Source organism: Neoakkermansia glycaniphila (assembly GCF_900097105.1).
Taxonomy (GTDB): Bacteria; Verrucomicrobiota; Verrucomicrobiia; order Verrucomicrobiales; family Akkermansiaceae; genus Akkermansia; species Akkermansia glycaniphila.
Genome location: NZ_LT629973.1, coordinates 2474785 through 2494488, shown reverse-complemented (window position 1 = coordinate 2494488; position 19704 = coordinate 2474785). Strand labels below are relative to the sequence as shown.

General features: G+C 58.0%; 15 protein-coding genes. 8 read left to right on the top strand and 7 right to left on the bottom strand.

What is annotated here, in order from left to right:
- Positions 1-92: 92 nt before the first annotated feature.
- The 4 genes from PYTT_RS10455 to PYTT_RS10440 all read right to left on the bottom strand — a co-directional run bounded on the left by PYTT_RS10455 (position 93) and on the right by PYTT_RS10440 (position 6319).
- The gene (locus PYTT_RS10455; RefSeq protein WP_067775258.1) at positions 93-3674 is read right to left on the bottom strand and encodes an adenosylcobalamin-dependent ribonucleoside-diphosphate reductase; all 3582 of its coding nucleotides are present in this window, start codon (positions 3672-3674) and stop codon (positions 93-95) included.
- 288 nt (positions 3675-3962) lie between these two features.
- On the bottom strand, positions 3963-4451 hold the full coding sequence (locus PYTT_RS10450; RefSeq protein ID WP_067775261.1) for a YfcE family phosphodiesterase: 489 nt from the start codon (positions 4449-4451) through the stop codon (positions 3963-3965).
- Positions 4448-5362, bottom strand: coding sequence for an RsmB/NOP family class I SAM-dependent RNA methyltransferase (locus PYTT_RS10445; protein WP_067775264.1), 915 nt, complete (start codon positions 5360-5362; stop codon positions 4448-4450). Before PYTT_RS10445 ends, PYTT_RS10450 begins: the two co-directional genes overlap by 4 nt.
- A gap of 6 nt (positions 5363-5368) precedes the next feature.
- Positions 5369-6319: an ROK family protein gene (locus tag PYTT_RS10440; RefSeq protein ID WP_067775405.1), complete on the bottom strand. Its 951-nt coding sequence runs from the start codon at positions 6317-6319 to the stop codon at positions 5369-5371.
- Between the two features lie 209 nt (positions 6320-6528).
- Here PYTT_RS10440 and PYTT_RS10435 point away from each other — a divergent pair, with 209 nt between their 5' ends.
- The 4 genes from PYTT_RS10435 (at position 6529) to PYTT_RS10420 (ending at position 11413) form a co-directional block, all read left to right on the top strand.
- Positions 6529-7077: a thioredoxin fold domain-containing protein gene (locus tag PYTT_RS10435; protein WP_067775266.1), complete on the top strand. Its 549-nt coding sequence runs from the start codon at positions 6529-6531 to the stop codon at positions 7075-7077.
- A gap of 108 nt (positions 7078-7185) precedes the next feature.
- A complete protein-coding gene (locus PYTT_RS10430) occupies positions 7186-7695 on the top strand; it encodes a thioredoxin family protein (RefSeq protein ID WP_141675789.1) in 510 nt (169 codons plus the stop codon).
- A 285-nt stretch (positions 7696-7980) separates the two neighbouring features.
- Positions 7981-9666: a 30S ribosomal protein S1 gene (gene rpsA / locus PYTT_RS10425; RefSeq protein WP_067775271.1), complete on the top strand. Its 1686-nt coding sequence runs from the start codon at positions 7981-7983 to the stop codon at positions 9664-9666.
- A 205-nt stretch (positions 9667-9871) separates the two neighbouring features.
- A complete protein-coding gene (locus PYTT_RS10420; RefSeq protein WP_067775279.1) occupies positions 9872-11413 on the top strand; it encodes an RHS repeat domain-containing protein in 1542 nt (513 codons plus the stop codon).
- Positions 11414-11439: 26 nt separating this feature from the next.
- Here PYTT_RS10420 and PYTT_RS10415 read toward each other — a convergent pair whose 3' ends face one another.
- The gene (locus PYTT_RS10415; protein WP_067775282.1) at positions 11440-12477 is read right to left on the bottom strand and encodes a PEP-CTERM sorting domain-containing protein; all 1038 of its coding nucleotides are present in this window, start codon (positions 12475-12477) and stop codon (positions 11440-11442) included.
- Positions 12478-12652: 175 nt separating this feature from the next.
- Between PYTT_RS10415 and PYTT_RS10410 the strand changes: the two genes are divergently transcribed.
- The 4 genes from PYTT_RS10410 to PYTT_RS10395 all read left to right on the top strand — a co-directional run bounded on the left by PYTT_RS10410 (position 12653) and on the right by PYTT_RS10395 (position 18208).
- A complete protein-coding gene (locus PYTT_RS10410; protein ID WP_067775288.1) occupies positions 12653-13684 on the top strand; it encodes a hypothetical protein in 1032 nt (343 codons plus the stop codon).
- Between the two features lie 231 nt (positions 13685-13915).
- Positions 13916-14413, top strand: a complete 498-nt coding sequence (locus tag PYTT_RS10405) for a UvrB/UvrC motif-containing protein (protein WP_071133457.1) — start codon at positions 13916-13918, stop codon at positions 14411-14413.
- Entirely contained in the window at positions 14410-15564 is a 1155-nt protein-coding gene (locus PYTT_RS10400) for a hypothetical protein (RefSeq protein ID WP_071133456.1), read from the top strand. The genes PYTT_RS10405 and PYTT_RS10400 overlap by 4 nt, the downstream gene beginning before the upstream one ends.
- Positions 15565-15577: 13 nt before the next feature.
- The gene (locus PYTT_RS10395) at positions 15578-18208 is read left to right on the top strand and encodes an ATP-dependent Clp protease ATP-binding subunit (RefSeq protein ID WP_083076658.1); all 2631 of its coding nucleotides are present in this window, start codon (positions 15578-15580) and stop codon (positions 18206-18208) included.
- 106 nt (positions 18209-18314) lie between these two features.
- Here PYTT_RS10395 and PYTT_RS13085 read toward each other — a convergent pair whose 3' ends face one another.
- Positions 18315-18917: a L,D-transpeptidase family protein gene (locus tag PYTT_RS13085; RefSeq protein WP_083076660.1), complete on the bottom strand. Its 603-nt coding sequence runs from the start codon at positions 18915-18917 to the stop codon at positions 18315-18317.
- Between the two features lie 156 nt (positions 18918-19073).
- Positions 19074-19655, bottom strand: coding sequence for a L,D-transpeptidase family protein (locus PYTT_RS10385; protein WP_197677900.1), 582 nt, complete (start codon positions 19653-19655; stop codon positions 19074-19076).
- Positions 19656-19704 lie beyond the last annotated feature (49 nt).

Genomic DNA, 19704 nt, shown 5'->3' with positions numbered 1-19704 from the left:
GCCGTCTCCCGGCAAGCAAAACCCTCTGCGCCGCAACTGGCACAGAGGGTTCCTTTGCTTAACTCGGAGAGAGTCCTCGTTCCAAGAAAACCTTATTCGCCGCAACCGCCATCCTTATAGCCGCAGCTGCGGCAAGACTTGCACTTGCCGTCCTGCACATAGGCGAGGGAATGGCATTGCGGGCAAATGGCCGCACCGTTCAGGCCGGCTTCCGTCGGCGGATTCTTGCCGGGGGAGGCAGGAGCTGCCGGTTCGGGGCGGGACTGATCCAGCGGAGTGCTGATCATGCGGGGAGGCATGATGCTGATCTTGGCCGTCTCCTTACCGGCCAGCATATCGCGCGTCGATACTTCGAACACATCGCGCAGGCGGTAATCGTTGCCCTCGGGGAACAGCCATGCCAGAATCTTGGCGATGAGATCCACCACGGAGGCGCAGGAGCGGATTTCCGTGCAGGTATCGCCTTCCGAATCGTCGCCCACGCGGCAGAAGCCGGAGGGTTCGAACGAATAGTTGCGGAAACCCTTCACCACTTCCTTGAGCGGCACGCCGAATTGAAGAGCCGTCGAGAGAAGCTTGCAGTAGGCTTCGAACATGCCGGAAGCGAACGAACCGACCTGCCCGAGGCGGCCGAACACTTCGCCGCAGGTACCGTCCGTATACACGCCCACCGTCAGGTAACCCGTCAACTGCCCGCCCACGGAGAACTTCACCGTCTGGCCGAGGCGGCGGCCGGGAAGCTTGCGCTGGTGCGGCTTGGAAGCCTCGGCGACGATCTCGCGGATCGCTTCTTCACCGCTGGCGACGAGCTGCTCCCAGATATGGTTCGCCTTGAACTGGCGCGTCTCCGGCGTATCGACGACGTACACGGCATTCGCCTTCGATCCGGCGCGGAACAGGGCAATGCACTTCACGCCCAGCTCGTGCGACATCACGAGGGAATCGAAAATCTCCTGCCGAGTCGCGCTCACGGGCATATTCACCGTCTTGGAGCAGGCTCCGGAAATGAACGGCTGCAACGCGCCGAGCATGCGAAGGTGGCCGGAAGGAGCAATGGCGCGCACTCCGTTGCCGTTCGTCGCGGCGCAGTCGAACACGGCGAGATCCGCCTTGCGAAGCCACGGAATGCTCTCGATGTGCGACATACCGTTCACCACCGCGAGTTGATCCGCCGAGAAAGCGGGCGTATTCGCCGCATTCACGAGATAGGTAATCTTCTCCTGCACTTCGGGGCGGCCGTCCGTATTCAGGGCGATGCGCCTCCATGCGTGGCGCACGGGGCCGGCTTCTCCGGCGCAGGGATCGCCCATCAGGTGCGTCACCACATCTTCCACAAGACCGTTGCACGAAGTAATCAGGCCGTCGAGGCCCGCCACTTCGAACGCGGCTTCGCGAACGTGCGCTTCGGAATATCCAAGCGTACGCAGAGCTTCGAGCGCAAGGCGGTTGAACATCTTCATCGAACCGCCGCCAGCAAGCTGCTTCCACTTCACAAGCGTATAATCCGGCTCGATGGAAGTCGTACCTTCGTCGTAGCAGCCGAGGGGAGCGGAAATCGTACCCGTCGGAGCCATCACGGAAACGAACGAATTGCGGTACACATCGGCGGAAGCCACATCCGACCACAGATCAAGGGCGCGCTTCGCCAGATTAAGTGCAGGGGAAATGCGGGAGGAATTCAGCGTCGTCGGATCGACGAAGCTCTTGGCAAAAGCCTGCAGGGCAAAGCGGGCATCAAGTCCCTGAGCCTCGGGCAGCGATCCGGCGGCCTGCGACAGAATACCGTCGATCACCTTGTCCACCTCACCTGCGGCCAGCTTGCCGTCCCCCATCTGGGAACTCAGCTTCTGGGAAGCAAGGTGCAGGCGCAGCACGGCTTGCAGATCCTTCTTGGAATTCGGATATTCGATATAGGAACCCAGCTCGCGGCCCATCTCGGCGGAAGCCTTCCAGCAGGCAGCCGTCAGCATCGAGCAGAGCTGCGCGGCAATCCAGCGGCCTTCGTCGGAATCGTAGGGCACGCCGAGAGCCATCAGAGCTCCGCCTACGTTGGCGTAGCCGATGCCCGTCGTACGGAAACGGTAGGTGCCTTCGGCGATCTCGGGAATCGGGAAACCGCCGCGCTCGATATTCAGGTCGGCGCACACCATCGCGAGGCGGGCGGCGTGCTGGAGGGCGTCGGCATCGAACGTCGCCTTGCCGTCCTCATCCTTCTTCAGGAAACGGTAGGCATTGAACGAGGAAAGATTGCAGCTCGTATTGTTCAGGAACACATACTCGGAACAGGGATTCGACGTCGTGATGGAACCGAGGGATTTCACGGGGTTCCACAAATTGATCACGTCGTTGTTGTGCACGCCGGGTTCGCCGTTTTCCCAGATGGAATTAGCCATCTTCTCCAGCAATTCGGCGGCACGGAACGTACGGTCGATATGCGAAGGATTCGTCACCCAGCGGGTATAGGTATTCCCGTTATTGGCCAGAGCCTGCCAGAAATCGCCCTTCAGGGAAACGGAATGGTTCGCATTCTGGTGGGAAAGCGTCTCGCCGTACAGCAGAGCATCCATGTGCGGATCGAAATTCACGTCCGTCGCAAGCGGCAGGGACAGGATCACGCGGGCGGCCGTCTTCTCGGCGGGCGTCCCGGCGACGAGCTTCGTCTCGGCCAGCTGCTTCAGCTCCAAATGCACATTGTGCTCGCGGAGAATCACCTTCGCCACATCTTCCTGCCGGTTCTTCGTCTCGATGAACGTGAAAATATCCGGGTGATCGCTGAACATCAGCACCATGCGCGCCGCACGGCGCGTCTTGCCGCCCGAACGGATCGAACCGGCCATGCGGTCCCAGCCCCGGTCGAACGAAATCGGGCCGGACGACTTGCCCTTGCCGCGAATCGGTTCCTTGGAGGAACGCAGCGTCGAAATATTGATGCCGATACCGGAACCGGAGGCGAACACGCGGCCTTCCGTCATCAGGTGGGCGAGAATGGCTTCCATCTCGTCCTTCACTTCCGTCAGGAAACAGGCGGAACACTGCGGGTATTCGTAGGTAGAAGCCACCGTATGCGTCTTCAGATTGCCCAGCGCGCCCTTCGTGTGGTAAGCCTTGTTGCCGTTGCCGATGAAAATATCGCGAAGATCCGGACGCCCCCAGCGCCATTGATCCCAGTGGCCGATATTGAACCAGACCGGGGAATTCGGGGCCCATATCTGCCTCACCAGCATCGCCTTGATTTCTTCGTTGAACACCTCGGCATCCGTCAGGCTCTCGATATAGCCTTCCTCCCAACCCCAGACCGTATACGTATTGGCGATACGGTCGAAAATCTGGCGGAAACTGTCTTCATACTCCGGCGTACCGGGTTCGCTGCCGAAAAGGTACTTGTCCGCCGTGATGCGGACGGCATTCTCATCCCAGTGGGCGGGAGCTTCCACACCGAGGCGCTCGTAAATCGTCTTGCCGCTCTTCCAGTCCATGATACGGATATCGCGGCGGCCCCAGTTAACCTGATCGTAGGGATGGGCCGTCGGCGAGGAGAAACAGCGCGTAAAGCGCAAACCGCCGATCAGGCTCTTGCGCGGCGGCAGAATCAGGGAATGGCCATCGCGCAGCGGCAGCACGGTCTGTTCCGGCTCGGCCACCTTGGTCGTCTGGGTATCGATTTTTTTGCTCATTGTTGTAACTTTGAAAATTATCCTTCCGGCTCCGAAGCATCCGGTGCGGAGGGCATCGGGACTCAAGGGCAAGGTGAGAAGAATAGTACTAGGATTTTCCGGCATGTCAAAAAGAAAATACCCACGGCTAGAATACTCACTTATTCACACACACTACATCTTGTATGCGCGTTACGGCAGCATCGGGTTTGGCGCACCCATGACCGCAACTCCTAGCCCCTCTTTTTTTCCCGATTTTTTGTCCCGGACATCCGCCCGGCGCACCCCGAAACAGCCTTTCCGGAACGGTTACAAAAACCGGAACCGAACCGAATCGTCATCCGTATCGTACACGGCGAACCCGGCCCTGCGCCGCCCCTGCAACTCGCCGGGATTCACCATCAGGCACGCACCGAGCCGGAACGATTCAGCCTCGTGCGTATGCCCGAAAAAAACCGCGTCGTACTTGCCGGACTCCGCCAGCTTCATCGCCTGGGTAGGAAAATGGGTCATCGCGATGCGCTTTCCATCCAGATCGACACTGCCCACATCGCCATGCAGCTCCACTTTCGGCGCACGCTGCGCCATCATCAGAAAAGATTTCCTGTCGTACTCGTTATTGCCGAACACAGCGTCGATCGGACCATCCCACTCCGCAATCAGCAGGCGGAACGTCTCCAGCGACACGAAATCCCCCATGCACAGCAGATGCTCGCACCGCTCCCGCTTCGCCATGCACAGCGCAGCCAGCAGATTGTTCGTACGGTCGTGAATATCGGAAATCAGGGCAACTTTCATGATGCGGAGGAAGAAGAACGATGCAGCAGGCAGCAAAAGCCCCCTGCCCCGAAACCGTCGCGCGGCAACAGGCGGTAAGCCGGAAACCCGCACAGCGAAGAACGGAACGCAGCCAGGCAAGGCACCTCGACCGCCGAAAGATCGGGATAACGCTTCAACAGATAGCCCATCACCTTCTCATTCTCCTCGGGATCGTACGTACAGGTCGAATACAGCACATGGCCGCCCGGAGTCAGCCGGGGCAGCACAGACAGCAGAATCCCCTTCTGCCGCTTCGCGTTGCCGTTCACCATCGGGGCATTCAGGCAGCCGGGATTCTTCATCCCCTTTGCCAGCAACGACTGCCCGCTGCACGGCGCATCCGCCAGAATCAGATCGAACGATCTTCCCTCCTCTCGCGCCCACTGGTCGGGCCGCAGCCCCGCCACCTCCGAACGCACGGCTCCGCACTGCTTCAGATTATCCCGCAAAATACCGCGCCGCGCAGGGTGTACCTCGTTCGCCACATGCTCCGCCTCCGGGAACCGCGCCAGCATCAGCATCGACTTCCCGCCCGGTGCCGCGCACAGATCAAGGCAGCTCGCCGGAGCCTGCACCACGGACAACGCCGCAGACTCCCATGCCGACGACAAATCGAGCGGATAGTAAAAGCCCTTCCGGTAATCCTCGAAAGCCCCCGGCTTCAACTCGGGATCGGACGGCACGATCACCCGGGGAGGCAACCAGCCCCACGACGCCGTATCCTCGCAGGGAAACGGCGGCACATACCCCGGCGGAGTCAGAACCGTCAGCACCAATGCCTGCCGCGAAGACTTCCCCTCACGCAGAGCCTGCAAAAACGCCTGCGCTTCGCCGTCCGGCAGCCGCAGGCGGCTGCACAGTCGCAACTCGGCTTTCGAAGGTTCGGGCATGAGAAATCAACCCTTGTTCGCCAGACAATCCAGCGCATAGCGAGCCGCGCCGATCAACCCGGCATCGCCGCCGAACTTCGCAGGAATCAGCTCGATGCGGGTGAAATGGGAAGGCAGAAGCTGCGCCTTCATATACTCGCGCAACGGATCGAACAGCAGCTCCCTCGCACCCGCCACCCCGCCGCCGATCACGAACGCATGGGGATTGATGATATAACAGCAATTGATCAGCGCACTGGCCAGCTTGCGGGCAATCTCGCGCCACAGCTGCTGGGCCACCGGATCTCCCGCGCGGGCGGCATCCTCCAAAGGCCGGGGACCGCATTCCTCGATCGTCTTGCTGATGCCGACCGCCGCATAGGCTGCCTGGGCATCCGCCGCAATCTCGCGGTTGCCGATATAATCTTCCAGCGCACCGCGATTGCCGTAATGGCCGACGCGCCCCTTGTAATCGATACAGGACTGCCCCATCTCCCCTGCGCCGCCGAAATGGCCGCGGTAAAACTGATTATTGAGCACGATACCGGAACCCACCCCCGTACCGATCGTCAGGCACACAAGATCCTTATAGCCGACCCCCGCCCCAAGCTTCCACTCGGCGTATGCCATACAGTTGGCATCATTCTCCACAAAAGCGGGCAGACCCGTCGCTTCCGACACGATCCTGCAAATGGGCACCTCGTGCCACCCCGGCACATTCGTCAAATCTCCCACCACGCCTCGGGCATAATCCACCACACAGGGAATCCCCATGCCGACCGCACGTGCCGCAGGCCACTTCTTCACCAGATCCTTCAGCGTCTCCACCATGGCTTCAATCAGCAGTTCCGGCGTTGCAAACTCCTGAGTTTGCAATGCTGGAGCGCGATCCAGCATCTCGGTACCCTGAATAATGGCGAACTTGACGGAAGTACCGCCAAAATCCATACTGATCGCAATCTCCTCGGAATCGGTCATAACGGGCACGGAGAATATCATACTTCGGAATCGAACAAAAGCAAAAACACGAACTCCGGAACGCAGAATCGCATAAAAAAGAGCAGCCTTGAATGCCAGTGCATTCGGAGAATACCGCCAATCCGTTCCGCAAAACGGAAACGCATTGAAAAATTGGCTTCCATTATCGGAACGAACATGTAAAATATCCGTTAATCAATTCACACAATATGAATCTGAAACCATTTCTCGCCCTGGCCTGCGTATGCGCATTCGGCCTTTCGATCACGGCGGCGGAAGCCGCACAGACGCCTCCTGCCAAACAGGCAGCCTCCGCCAAAGCCCCCAAACTCTCCGCTTTCAAATGGTACACCACCAAAGCGGAAGCCCTCGCCGCCGCACAGAAATACAACGTCCCCGTATTCGTCGTCTTCACGGCGGACGACTGCTCCTACTGCAAAAAACTCGAAAAGGAAATCCTGGCATCCTCCACCTTCAAAAAAGAAATCAAAGGCAAGGCCGTCGGCCTCATGTTCAAGAAAAAATCGCTCCGCACCCCGTGGACGGGCGATGCCGCCGACTGCCAGCAATGGCTCATCATGCGAACCACTCCCGGCCTCGCCATCGTGGCTCCGAACGGCGAACGCATGGAACCCTGCGGCTACCGCGCTGAAAAGAAACCCAAGGAATACACCGAGCGCATCCAGCTCTGCTACGATAAACTCCGGAAGGAAGCCCAGCCGGAAACGGAACCTTCCTCCGACGCACCCGCCGAATAACTTCCCGCCCACCTTGCCCAGGCAACCTCTACTCTTCCGGAAGCCCCCGGACGGCGGCACTTGGCCGCACCTTGGCAACACGCAAACAACATCTTCTCTTTCATCAACATGAACATCACGACAATCATTCCGTCATGGAGCGCCGCTCTCGGCCTCCTCTGCCTCGCAGCCATCCCCGCCTCCGCCGCGAACCGCAAAATCGCACCCCGGGCCGCCAAAGCCCCCGCAGCGCAAACGGCAGACACCCAGAAGCTCCAATACGAAACCTCCGCCAAAAAGGCGCAGGCCAAAGCCAAAGCCGGCAAAAAAATCGTCTTCCTCCTCTTCACGAACGAACGCACCTGCCAGCCCTGCAAAATGCTCGAAGCGCAAATCCTGAGCAAGGCCGAATTTGCCAAAGGCCTTCAGGAACTGGCAGTACCCGTCAAATACGCCTTCCCCATCAGCGGTGAAGGCGCCACGCTACTCGGCAAATACAGCGTCGGCGGAACGCCCACCATCATCTACACGGATGCATCCGGCAAAAAGCTCGGGCAATCCGGATACCGCGGCGGCGACATCCAGTCGTACATCAACGAAGCCAAAAAATACCGCGACCAGGCATACGGTGCCCAATAACCCTCAGCTTCACATTCAACCATCCACACGCCCGGGAACATTGATTTCCGGGCGTTTTGCATCACAAAACGCAGCGCCGCCGCCGACCTCCGTTCCGGAACGGCAACAACTGGAAATCAAGGCTTGAAAAAACGCCGTCCATGCACGGAAAAAAGCTTGCAAAATCCCTCGTGCATACTAAAATGCGCGACCGATTTTTCGCTCAGCGGGCGCAGGCGCCTCATTCACCCGCTGCAGAAGAGGCCGCGAGAAACATCGGCAATATTAACTCAACATTCATATTAAATGAGCAAATCCGAATTGGAAGCTTTGATCGAAAGCAAGCTTCCGACCTATCACAAGGGCGACATCGTCAACGGCACCATCCTTGAAATCCGTCCGCAAGTCGTCCTCGTGGACATTGGCTACAAATCCGAAGGCGTCATTCCGATCTCGGAATTCGAAGACGAAGAAATCGAAGTGGGCGACCAGATCGAAGTTCTTCTCGAAAGCCTCGAAAACGACGAAGGCCTCGTCGTCCTTTCCAAGGAAAAAGCCGCCCACAAGCAAAACTGGGACAAGATCGTCGGCGTCTATCGCGATGGCGGCCTCGTCAAGGGCAAAGTCAAGAGCGTCGTCAAGGGCGGCCTGATGGTGAACGTAGGCGTCGAAGCCTTCCTTCCCGGCTCTCAGGTGGACATCATTCCGCCGAAAGACCTCAACGAATACCTCGGCAAAGTTTACGAATTCAAGATCGTCAAAGTCAACGACGAACGCAAGAACATCGTCCTCTCCCGCCGCGAAGTCATCGAAGCCGAACGCTCCGAACAGCGCCAGCGCTTCCTTGAAACCGTCAAGATCGGCGACAAGGTCGAAGGCCTCGTCAAGAACATCACCGACTTCGGCGCATTCGTGGACCTCAACGGCATGGACGGCCTGCTCCACATCACCGACATGAGCTGGGGCCGCGTAAACCACCCCTCCGAAGTTCTCCACATCGGCCAAAACCTCGAAGTCCTCATCCTCGAAGTGGATCGCGACAAGGAACGCGTCTCCCTCGGCCTCAAGCAGATGAGCGACAACCCCTGGGCGGACATCGAACGCAAGTACCCGATCGGCATGCATGTCAAGGGCCGCGTGACCAAGCTCCTCGCTTACGGCGCATTCGTCGAAATCGAACGCGGAGTCGAAGGCCTCGTCCACGTTTCCGAACTCTCCTGGGTCAAGCGCATCACGCGCCCGAGCGACGTACTCACCCTCGATCAGGAAATCGAAGCCGTTGTCCTCAACATCTCCGTTGAAGAACAGAAGATCTCCCTCGGCGTCCGTCAGCTCGACTCCAACCCGTGGGAAGCCATCGAAGCCCGCTTCCCGGTCGGCACCGTCATCACCGGCGCCGTGCGCAACCTGACGCCTTATGGTGCCTTCGTTGCCCTCGAAGAAGGAATCGACGGCATGATCCACGTCTCCGACATGAGCTGGACACGCAAGATCAACCACCCCTCCGAAGTCCTCAAGAAGGGCGACGTCGTCGAAGCCCGCGTCCTCAACATCGACAAGGAAAACCAGCGCGTCTCCCTCGGCATCAAGCAGCTTGAAAACGACCCGTGGGAATCCATCGACGAACGCTTCAAGGTCGGCGACCTCGTCTCCGGCCAAGTGGCCAAGATCGCATCCTTCGGTGCCTTCGTCAACCTCGACGGCGACATCGACGGCCTCATCCACATCTCCCAGCTCCGCGAAGACCATGTGGAACGCGTCAAGGACGTCATCAAGGTGGGCGACAGCATCCAGGCCCGCGTCATCAAGGTCGACAAGATCGAACGCCGCATCGGCCTCTCCATCAAGGCCGTCAGCTACGATCCGGAACAGCTTCGCCGCGAAACCGCTTCCTTCGAAACGCTTCGCGCCGGCGACATGGTTGGCCTCGAACAGGCCTTCAACCTTGCCGCTCTTCAGTCCGAAGAATGGAGCCCCTCCGAAAACAAGTAAACCTTCGGCTCATCCGAGCTTGAACAACAGCGCCGCAGGAACTCCCTGCGGCGCTTTTTCGTATCCCGGTCTCCGCTTTGGGCATAACATCTTCCTTGTCCTGTTTCATGAAATGGCTTGACGCGCAACCCGCGCATCAATAGTATAACAACATACATTCCGATCGAAATCGGAACATTTTATACCCCCAAATCCCGCAACACCAATGATCGAAACCACCCTCCTGATACTGAGCCTCGGAACACCGTTGCCGCAAATACTCTCTTCCGAACAACCGAAACCGGCCAACATCTGCGCCACGAACATCTCCATGCCGAACGGCACCGGACAGCCTGACGGAGCATCTACCTCCCGTCAAGAACCATGGTGGCCGCGGAAATACAGCAGCCAGACCGCGGACCCATGGGTCACGAACTCGAAACAGCCCAAACGCATCATCACCGACGAACAGGGACGACTCAAGGAAATATGCTTCATCGACGATGTCGGCAATCCATGCCACTACGACAACGTGCCGTTTGCCATCCTCCGCTTCCATTACGACGCTCGTGGCAATCTGATACGCGCCGAATACCTCGACGAACACGCACAATGGTATAAGCCTGACGACCTGCCCATCCTTTGCGGTCGTTTCGACTTCACCTACGACGCACAAAACAGGCTCGCCAGCCAAACCTCCATCGGCCCGGACGGCAAACCGTACAACCTCACCACAGGCACCCAGGGACTCCGGTATGCAACCTTTCGCCACACCTACGATACGCAGGGCCGCCTCATCGAAACACTCCTGCTCGATGCGGAAGGTCGCCCGATTCATGCAGAACCGCACCAGTACACGCGCACCAAACACGCCTACGACGACCGCTCGCGCACCATCACCACCACCTTTGAAGACGAACTGGGCCGCCCCAGCACATGGTTTTATGGAGCCGCTTCATGGGTGGAAACCTATGATGAACACGGCAAAAGAACCTCTCGCCGGTTCATCGATTCCACCGGCAGCCCGATCGAACGAGCCGATGCAACCGGAGAAACATGCACCTATGACAACAACGGCAGAAAAACGACCCTCACGGGCTTGAAGGTCCGCAACGGAACAGAAACACCCGGCATCACGACCCGTTATGAATACGATGAAGCCGGACACTGCATCCGCGAATCGCAATGGAATCCAGATGCCTCTCCTGCAGCCCACCGCAACGGGGCTCATGCCACAATCACCCGTTACGATTCATCCGGCAACATCATCCAGAAGTACGGTATCGATCCGGAAGAAAAACGCATCGGTTCATCGGCCATACTCGCCTACGATGACAATGGCCGCGTCGTGAGAATAACGAACGTCGATGAACAGGACAATCCGGCTCCACCAGAAAGTACAGGATACCAATACTATGCAGAGCATGCTGCCATTCGCCAATATTACGCGCGACCTCTTCCTGCCGCCATCCTTGAATACACATACGACCGTCTCGGCAATCGCACATCCATCACGAAAAAGGATACATCCGGCACCCCGGATCCCGACCAGTCGGGATGGACAACCGCACGTCAAACCTACGATACCCGGAGCAATTGCACCGGGGTCTCCTACTTCGATGCGGAAGGACGCCCGGTCATCGACCGCTCGACGGGCTACGCCTCCGCACGACACACCTACGACCGCAGAAACCGCCGCATCCGAAGCGAATACTTCGATGCAGAAGGAAATCCCCTTCCCGGCGAACCGCGCACGGAAACCCGCTGAGACGGCAAAACATCCACCCGGCATATTCACGCCGTCCGGCGGCGCCTCAGCAACAGACCGGACAGGCCGAAAAGGCTCAGAATGACCGACGACGGTTCGGGAACGGCAACAAACGGATCATTCGCCAGCGACCAGCCCATATCTTTGAACATCGCCAGCTCCAGATCGGAATAATTCCTGCGAACAACACCGCTCAAAGCCATATCTCCCATCAAAATATCCTTATACCCCACCCATTTGGAAATATGGGAACCGTCCTTGGACATCTCAACCCCCAGAGAAGCCATATCATTCGTCTCGTAGGCTGCATACGGATAATCCAGAATCCCCATCCCATGCTTCTGCAAATAGGCTACAGTCGTCGTCCCGTCGAAAAACTTGGGATCAATGCTTCCTGCATACGATTTCACACTCGTCAGCACCTCCAGAGCCGTCTTGCTGTCGCTCCTGCCCGGTGCATAAAACCCTAGGGGATGCGCCATTTCATGCAAAATAACCGTCTCCATATCAAACTGGAAGCCTTGAATTCCCGAAGCACTCGCACCGTAATACAATGAATTATTCAAATGCAGTGCCGAGCTGATCGTCACCACTACATCCGCATAATCCGAAGGCAGATAATGCCCATACTTCCAGACATCCTCAAGATTATTGACGGATGCCGCACTGCCGGAGGCTACCCCGCGGCCACCGAGATCGTCGGCCGTCCAAACTGTCTTCGTTTTCGGTGCGTAGGGCGGAGAACTCTCCGTACTCATGAGCGGCACGGCGGAAGCAGCCGTACCGATAGTCTGGTTGACATAGACGAATGACACATTCACCTTGCGGCTGGCTTCGTTGGAAAAAAGCCCCGCAATCGTATCCATCGCACGCATCACACTGGCAATCTGCGCATCGCTCCAGTCCACATTTCCCGGTGTTCCCGTCCATGACTCCGTCTCTCCATCATTGTAAAACGTACAGGAAAACGCACCATTTTCCCGAACGACAGGAGCAGCGGCAACCATACTGACCTGCACCAGCAAAGCCAGTGCGGCAACGGCGAAGAGAGAACGCAGTTTCATACTTGATTCCCTACCACAGACATCAGCCAAGCGTCAAGAGAAAAAGAAAAACACCTCAAAATGCATCCGTTTTTTTCCTTAGCCATTGACGCTCCCAAACATGAAGTATATACTGAAATACAAGAAATCCACGCTTTCCATACACAACATAAAACCCTAATAACAAAACAAATAAATGAAACCCACCTACCTTATTCCACTTCTGCTCGCCCTGCCTGTGACAGCCTATTCCGCGCCTCATCCGGTACAACAGGCCGCGCTTGCTGCAACCGCAGCCAAAAAGACTGCCAAACAGCTCGAACAGGACGTCGAAACCGCCCTCAAAAAAGGCGATGCAGCCGCCTACGAAAAGGCAGCCCAAGCCCTCTACGATCATGTAAACGGCATTATGGCCGCCGCCTATGATCCTATTCTCAACTTTCAACCGCCATCCAATCCTTCCCTTTTGATTGTCAAAGAGGAACCTGGCATGGGCACCAAACCCGCCGAAGCCGTCGTGGCAAAACTGCAGAGCATGAAGGCAACGCAGCAGGCATGGCTCGCCTTTCGGGAAGCCGAAGACGCCGCTATCCTCTATCCATGGAATGGAGACGGAACAGATTACCTCGACCGCCGCCCAAAAAGCATCAGCGAGCAAGGAGACAAAAACCTCTTCAAGGCCGTCCGCATACTGGAACGATTGCGCTTTGCCAGCGCCGTGAAAGCTCAATATGACGATTCTACCGAAAACACCCCTTATCCTTACTTGCCTTTCTCTGAAAATGAACCATTAGACAAATTCCTGAACAATCCCGATACTCAAAAGGCCATCGACCAAGACAACATGGCCTGGAAAAACTCCATCGGGCTGAATGCGCTGTACGAGAGTACCAGACTCCAGAGATATTTCTCTTTTTATCTCCATGGCGGAATCTGGGCGGCAGTCACGAAAGAAAAGCATGCTGCCATACAGCAGTTATGGGAAAAATACCGCGACTGCCTGCTCCACGAACATAGAGCCCATCCCGCTTATCTTCAAAGGATCACCGGCCTGAACCAACTCTGCGACGAAACAGGCCTTTCCAAACAACGCAGCCATGACATCCTGCAATACATGGGAGTCCTGCCCTATCCCAAAGAACTGGAGAACGGCCTCATCGATTACGCTCCCGCACCGTGGCCGTTCAAAACCGCAACAGACAACCTGCCGGCAGGAACCAAGCCCTGACCCGCTCCGGCAGGCTGCCCCTCCCTGAAGGCAAGTCCTCCGGAAACCGTCTTCCGGAGGGCTTTTGCCATACAGCGAACGAACCGCACCGTTTCCCGGAAAAAGAGGTTTCCGGGAGAGGTTTGCTTGTCAGGATGACACTCAATGACACGACTCCAGATAGATGAATCGGCCTTGCCGTAGTATACTGGCAGCGTGAAAAAGTGCCAAATCTGTGGGGCCAATGCGACCATGTTCCTCACACAAATCATCAACGGTCAAGTCACCGACCTCTCGCTATGCGAGAAGTGCGCGCGGGCTAAAGGGCTGTTCGATCCACAGTCCCTTTCCTTCGCCGAACAATTCTTCCCCTCCATGATGAAGGAGAAGATGGAAGAAATCGTCAACTCCATCTCACAACCCCGGCCGCAGTCCGTACCGTCGTCCGACAAAATGGACAACATGATCAGCGTCTGCCCGGCGTGCTCCTTCCGCATCGAGGACTTCCGGAACACAGGCCGTCTCGGCTGCCCCCACTGCTACTCCATCTTTGCGGAAGAAGTCTTCCCCTCGCTGGAACAGTGCCAGACGGGCAAGGAACACGCCGGCAAGGAACCGGAACAATCCAGCAAACAGGCCGAAGTGCGCCAGAACCGCCAGCAGCTCGAGCAGCAGCTCAAGCAGGCCGTGGCGCATGAAGACTATGAACTGGCGGCGAAACTGCGCGACCAACTGAAAGAACATTCATGAGAGCATCGGCATCCTTCCCCATGCGTCTCTCGACGCTTCTGAACCATCCTGCGCCCTGGCTCACCAGCCTCGGCGACGGGGACGACATCGCCCTGTACACGCGCATCAGCCTCGCGCGCAACCTGCCCGACCTGCCCTTCCCCGGCTGGTCTCTGCCCGAGCACAGGCAGGCCGTACTGAACCGCGTCCTGCCCGTCCTGCAGGAACTGCCTGAGCTGAAAAACGGCTTCTACAGCGAAATCTCCGATCTCCCCCTGCAAGAGCGGCACCTTCTGCTCGAACGCCAGCTCCTCTCCACCGAACTGGCCGCCAGGGATGCAGGGTGCGCCGTAGCCGTCTCGCGCAACCAATCGCTCGACATCCTCATCAACGAAGAAGACCACCTCCGACTGCGCCTCTACCAATCCGGATGCGACATCCCCGCGCTCTGGGCCGAAATGGACAGGCTGGACACATGGATCGAAAACCGCCTGCAATACGCCTACGACGCCCAGCTCGGCCACCTCACCTCCTGCCCGAGCAATCTGGGCACAGGCCTCCGCATCACCGTCGCACTTCACCTGCCCGGCATCTCCATGGCCAATCTGGCGCCGCAGCTCATGAACGCCGCGGAAAAACTCAACATCACCATCCGCAGCCTCTACGGCGACGGCCCCGAAGCCTTCGGCAACGTCTACCAAATCTCGAACAAAAGCACGCTCGGACAATCCGAAGAAGAAATCGTCACACAAATGGCGGCCATCGTCAACAGCATCGCCGAGCGCGAACGGCAGATCCGCCTCAAACTGCTGCAACGCAACTTCACGGATGTAATCGACCGCGTCGGCCGCTCCGTCGGCACCCTGCACTTCGCCTGCAGCCTCAGCTGCCGGGAAGCGGCGGAACACCTCTCGTACGTCCGGCTCGGAGCCGCCCTCGGGCTGGTCAACTGGGCGCCCGCCCCCCAGCGGGCCGAAGCACGGGAACAGCTCTCCTCCATCGCCCTGCACATCCTCCCCGCACACCTCAAAAAAGCCATGATCGAAACCTTCGGCGACAGGGCCGAGGAAAGCGACCAGCAAACCCTGCGGGCCTTCTACATCCACAAAAACCTCTGCCCGGCTCTCCCCTACGGAGCCAAGGAGCCGGATGCAGCCCCGACAAACGATTAACCACCATTTCCACATGAACCCCTTCACACCAAGAGCACAACAGGTACTTGCCCTCGCACGGCGCGAAGCGGACAGATTCCGCCACAACTACATCGGAGCCGAACACATCCTTCTCGGCCTGCTCCAGCTTGAACAGGGCGTCGCCATCAGCGTACTGGAAGCGGCGGATGTCAACATCGCCGACCTTCGCACCCGCATCGAGAAAAACCTCGTCCCGGGTACCAACAGCAACACCGAAGGCAACCTGCCCTACACGCCGCGGGTCAAGAAAATCCTCTCCATGGCAGGCAAGGAAGCCCAGAACATGAACCACTCCTACATCGGCACCGAGCACATCCTCCTCGCCATCATCCGCGACGGCGAAGGGCTTGCATGGCACGTCCTCGCCGAGGCAGGCCTCACCTACGAACAAATCCGGCAGGGAGTCCTCCACGAAATCAACCCGCGCTTCACCGCCAGCATCGACGATGACGACAGCGACCTCAAAAACTCCCGCGACGACGAGGAAGAAGAGGAAGAAGAGCCCACCTTCCTGCGCCGCTCCGACAACGAACGGCAAAGCGGAGAACGCTCCCGCACCCCCGCACTGAACGCCTTCGGCCGCGACCTCACCGAGCGCGCCCGCAAAGGTGAGCTCGACCCCGTCATCGGCCGCACGGGAGAAATCGAACGCGTCATCCAGATCATCTGCCGCCGCACGAAAAACAACCCCGTCCTTCTCGGCGAGGCGGGCGTCGGCAAAACCGCCATCGTCGAAGGCCTCGCCCAGCTCATCGTCTCCGGCGATGTGCCAGAATTCCTCCGCGACAAAAAACTCATCTCCCTCGACCTCGCCCTCATGGTCGCCGGCACCAAATACCGCGGCCAGTTCGAAGAACGCATCAAGGCCGTCATGGATGAAATCCGCAAGGAAAAAAACATCATCCTCTTCATCGACGAAATGCACACCCTCGTCGGAGCAGGCTCCGCCGAAGGCACCATGGACGCCTCCAACATCATCAAGCCAGCCCTCTCGCGAGGCGAACTGCAGGCCATCGGAGCCACCACCCTGAACGAATACCGCAAATACATCGAAAAGGATGCCGCCTTCGAACGCCGCTTCCAGCAGGTACAGGTCGGCGAACCCTCCGTGGACGACACCATTCTCATCCTCCGCGGCATCGCGCCGAAATACGAAGACCATCACAAGGTGCATTACACACCGAAGGCCATCGAAGCCGCCGCCAAACTCTCGCAGCGTTACCTCACAGGCCGCTTCCTGCCGGACAAAGCCATCGACATCCTCGACGAAGCAGGCTCCCGCAAACGCGTCGCCCGCATGACCCGTCCGGAAAAAATCAAAACCATCGAGCAGGAACAGGCCAAAATCATCGAAGCCAAATACCATGCCATCGAAACGCAGGACTTCGAGGAAGCCGCACGCCTGCGCGATGAAGAACACGCCCTCCGAGCCTCCCTCGAAGACACCATCCGCGTCTGGAAAGACGAAATGGAAACCAACTACCTCCAGGTAGACGAAGAAGACATCATGGTCGTCCTCTCCAAATGGACGGGCATCCCGCTCGCCCGCATGGAAGAAAAGGAAACCGAAAAACTCCTTCGCATGGAAGACGAGCTGAAAAGCAAAGTCATCGGGCAAAACGAAGCCGTCTCGGCCATCTCCCGCGCCCTGCGCCGCAGCCGCGCGGACATCAAGGACCCCCGCCGCCCCATCGGCTCCTTCCTCTTCATGGGCCCCACCGGCGTCGGCAAAACCTACCTCGCCCGCAACCTTGCGGAAATCATGTTCGGCACGGCGGACGCCCTCATTCAGGTGGACATGAGCGAATACATGGAAAAACATTCCACCTCCCGCCTCATCGGTTCGCCTCCCGGCTACGTCGGCCATGAAGACGGGGGCCAGCTCACCGAACAGGTGCGCCGCCGCCCCTACGCCGTCATCCTCTTCGACGAAGTGGAAAAAGCCCATCCGGACGTCATGAACCTCCTCCTCCAGATACTGGAAGAAGGTGTCGTCACCGACTCGCTGGGCCGCAAAATCAACTTCCGCAACACCATCATCATCCTCACCTCGAACGTCGGTGCCTCGCAGGCCAAACGGCAGAACGCCCTCGGCTTTGGAGCCATCTCCAACGACGAAGCCGACTTCGAAACGATGAAGGAACGCATCACGGAAGCGGCCCGCAAACAATTCCGCCCGGAATTCATCAACCGGTTCGACGAACTCATCGTCTTCCGCATGCTGGAACGCAAAGACCTCGAACGCATCGTCGTCCTCGAAGCCAACAAGCTCATCGACCGCCTCGCGCAGAAAAACATCCACCTCACCCTCTCGCCGGATGTCGTCTCCATGCTCGTGGACAAAGGCTACGACTCCCAGTACGGAGCCCGCCCCATGCGCCGCGCCATCGAACGCCTGCTTGAAGACCCCATCGCCGAAGCCATCCTCCGGGGCGATCTTTCAGACGGCAAAAATGCCACGGCCAACAAGGCGGACGGCAGCGACCTCATCAGCTTCTCCGACGACAACGCCAAACCTGCTGCAAAAACGCCAAAACCGCGCAAAAAAACGGCCGGCACGGGAGACGCCAACACAGAAACGCCCAAATGGCGCACACCGAAAAAGAAAAAGGACGAAGAATAAACGGAAAAGCTGCCGGCTCAACGCTGGCAGCCTACCCCGATAACCTCACACAGAAAAGGCGGGCAGCAGCCCGCCTTTCTACGTACAGAACGAAAACCTGCCATCCTTACCGAATCGTCACCGGCGTACCGATGGGCGTATTGGCAAAGAAAATCTTGGCCATCTTTTCCGGCAGGCGGATACAGCCGTGACTCACAGGATAACCCGTCACCTCACCTTCATGCATCCAGAAACCGCCGACGATCTGCATACCGGAGAACATGGGCGCACCGCGGTACTTCAGCCCCGCGGGAATGGGCCTTGACCCCATCACGAAATCGGGATCGACCACATTGCCGGCACTATCCACCAGTTCCCCATAGGAATTGGAACGCTTCTTGGCATCCTTGGCGAGAATCTTGAAATTGCCCCGCGGCGTACCGTGGCCTTCCTTGCCCGTCGAAATGGGTGCAAGGCCGATTTCCACCCCGCCCTTGTAATAAATCATCTTCTGCTGCTTCAAATCGATCACGATATGCAGAGGCCCGGTCAACGACGGATCATTATCCCAGTGGCCCTGCAGCAATCTTTCCTCCGGTGACTTGAATGTCACCGGATCGTCGCCGTACAGATAGGAAGCCGCCACGGGAGGCTTCGGATTCAAAAGATCGGAACACGAAACCAGAGACGACAAAGCCAGTCCGGCAGCAACGAGACGCAACATATTCATGGAATTTCGGGGTACGAAAAGTGTCACCGCGGTTTATGAAGCCTGAACCATGTTTTGTCAAGCCATATCGGCCCTCAAAACGCCGAACGGGCACAAAAAAACCATACCGCAGGCCAAGCGTATAAGGAAACCCTTCCGGCCCCGTTTTCCGAATCGTCAACGAATCGTCACAGGAGTGCCGACAGGCGTATGCTCGAAGAAAATTTTGGCCATCTTCGAAGGCAGCCGAATACAACCGTGGCTGACCGGATACCCTGTCACTTCACCCTCGTGCATCCAGATGCCCTTGTAAATATGCATCCCCCAAAACATCGGCGCACCGCGGTAGCGAAGACCGGCGGGAATCGGCTTCGACCCCATCTCGAAAGCCGGGTCCACCACATTTCCCTCCTTATCGATCAATTCTCCGTAGGAGCCGGAACGGTGCGTGGCATCCTTGCGGGCGATACTGAAATTCCCCCGAGGCGTCCTGTGCCCCTCCATCCCTGTCGAGGTCGGAGAAAGGCCGATCTCGACGTTGCCCTTGTAATAAATAACCTTCTGGTGAGACAAATCGATCACGATCCGAAGAGGCCCCTTCAGCGACGGATCGTTGTCCCAAAACCCCATATTCAGAATCTCTTCGGGAGACTTGAATGCAATCGGCTCCTCGCCTCCAAGATACGGCATCCGGTTCTGCGAACAGGAAACGAGGCCGAAGGCTAAAAAAGACAGAACTGGAACGGCGGTAATTTTCATCGGTGATCTTGCGGCGTCGGACTATCTTCTATGGCCTCTATCACCGATT

Bases quoted from the DNA above. Each gene is read 5' to 3' on its own strand.
- PYTT_RS10455 (WP_067775258.1), bottom strand. From the start codon at position 3,674: ATGAGCAAAAAAATCGATACCCAGACGACCAAGGTGGCCGAGCCGGAA.
- PYTT_RS10450 (WP_067775261.1), bottom strand. From the start codon at position 4,451: ATGAAAGTTGCCCTGATTTCCGATATTCACGACCGTACGAACAATCTG.
- PYTT_RS10445 (WP_067775264.1), bottom strand. From the start codon at position 5,362: ATGCCCGAACCTTCGAAAGCCGAGTTGCGACTGTGCAGCCGCCTGCGG.
- PYTT_RS10440 (WP_067775405.1), bottom strand. From the start codon at position 6,319: ATGACCGATTCCGAGGAGATTGCGATCAGTATGGATTTTGGCGGTACT.
- PYTT_RS10435 (WP_067775266.1), top strand. From the start codon at position 6,529: ATGAATCTGAAACCATTTCTCGCCCTGGCCTGCGTATGCGCATTCGGC.
- PYTT_RS10430 (WP_141675789.1), top strand. From the start codon at position 7,186: ATGAACATCACGACAATCATTCCGTCATGGAGCGCCGCTCTCGGCCTC.
- rpsA (WP_067775271.1), top strand. From the start codon at position 7,981: ATGAGCAAATCCGAATTGGAAGCTTTGATCGAAAGCAAGCTTCCGACC.
- PYTT_RS10420 (WP_067775279.1), top strand. From the start codon at position 9,872: ATGATCGAAACCACCCTCCTGATACTGAGCCTCGGAACACCGTTGCCG.
- PYTT_RS10415 (WP_067775282.1), bottom strand. From the start codon at position 12,477: ATGAAACTGCGTTCTCTCTTCGCCGTTGCCGCACTGGCTTTGCTGGTG.
- PYTT_RS10410 (WP_067775288.1), top strand. From the start codon at position 12,653: ATGAAACCCACCTACCTTATTCCACTTCTGCTCGCCCTGCCTGTGACA.
- PYTT_RS10405 (WP_071133457.1), top strand. From the start codon at position 13,916: ATGTTCCTCACACAAATCATCAACGGTCAAGTCACCGACCTCTCGCTA.
- PYTT_RS10400 (WP_071133456.1), top strand. From the start codon at position 14,410: ATGAGAGCATCGGCATCCTTCCCCATGCGTCTCTCGACGCTTCTGAAC.
- PYTT_RS10395 (WP_083076658.1), top strand. From the start codon at position 15,578: ATGAACCCCTTCACACCAAGAGCACAACAGGTACTTGCCCTCGCACGG.
- PYTT_RS13085 (WP_083076660.1), bottom strand. From the start codon at position 18,917: ATGAATATGTTGCGTCTCGTTGCTGCCGGACTGGCTTTGTCGTCTCTG.
- PYTT_RS10385 (WP_197677900.1), bottom strand. From the start codon at position 19,655: ATGAAAATTACCGCCGTTCCAGTTCTGTCTTTTTTAGCCTTCGGCCTC.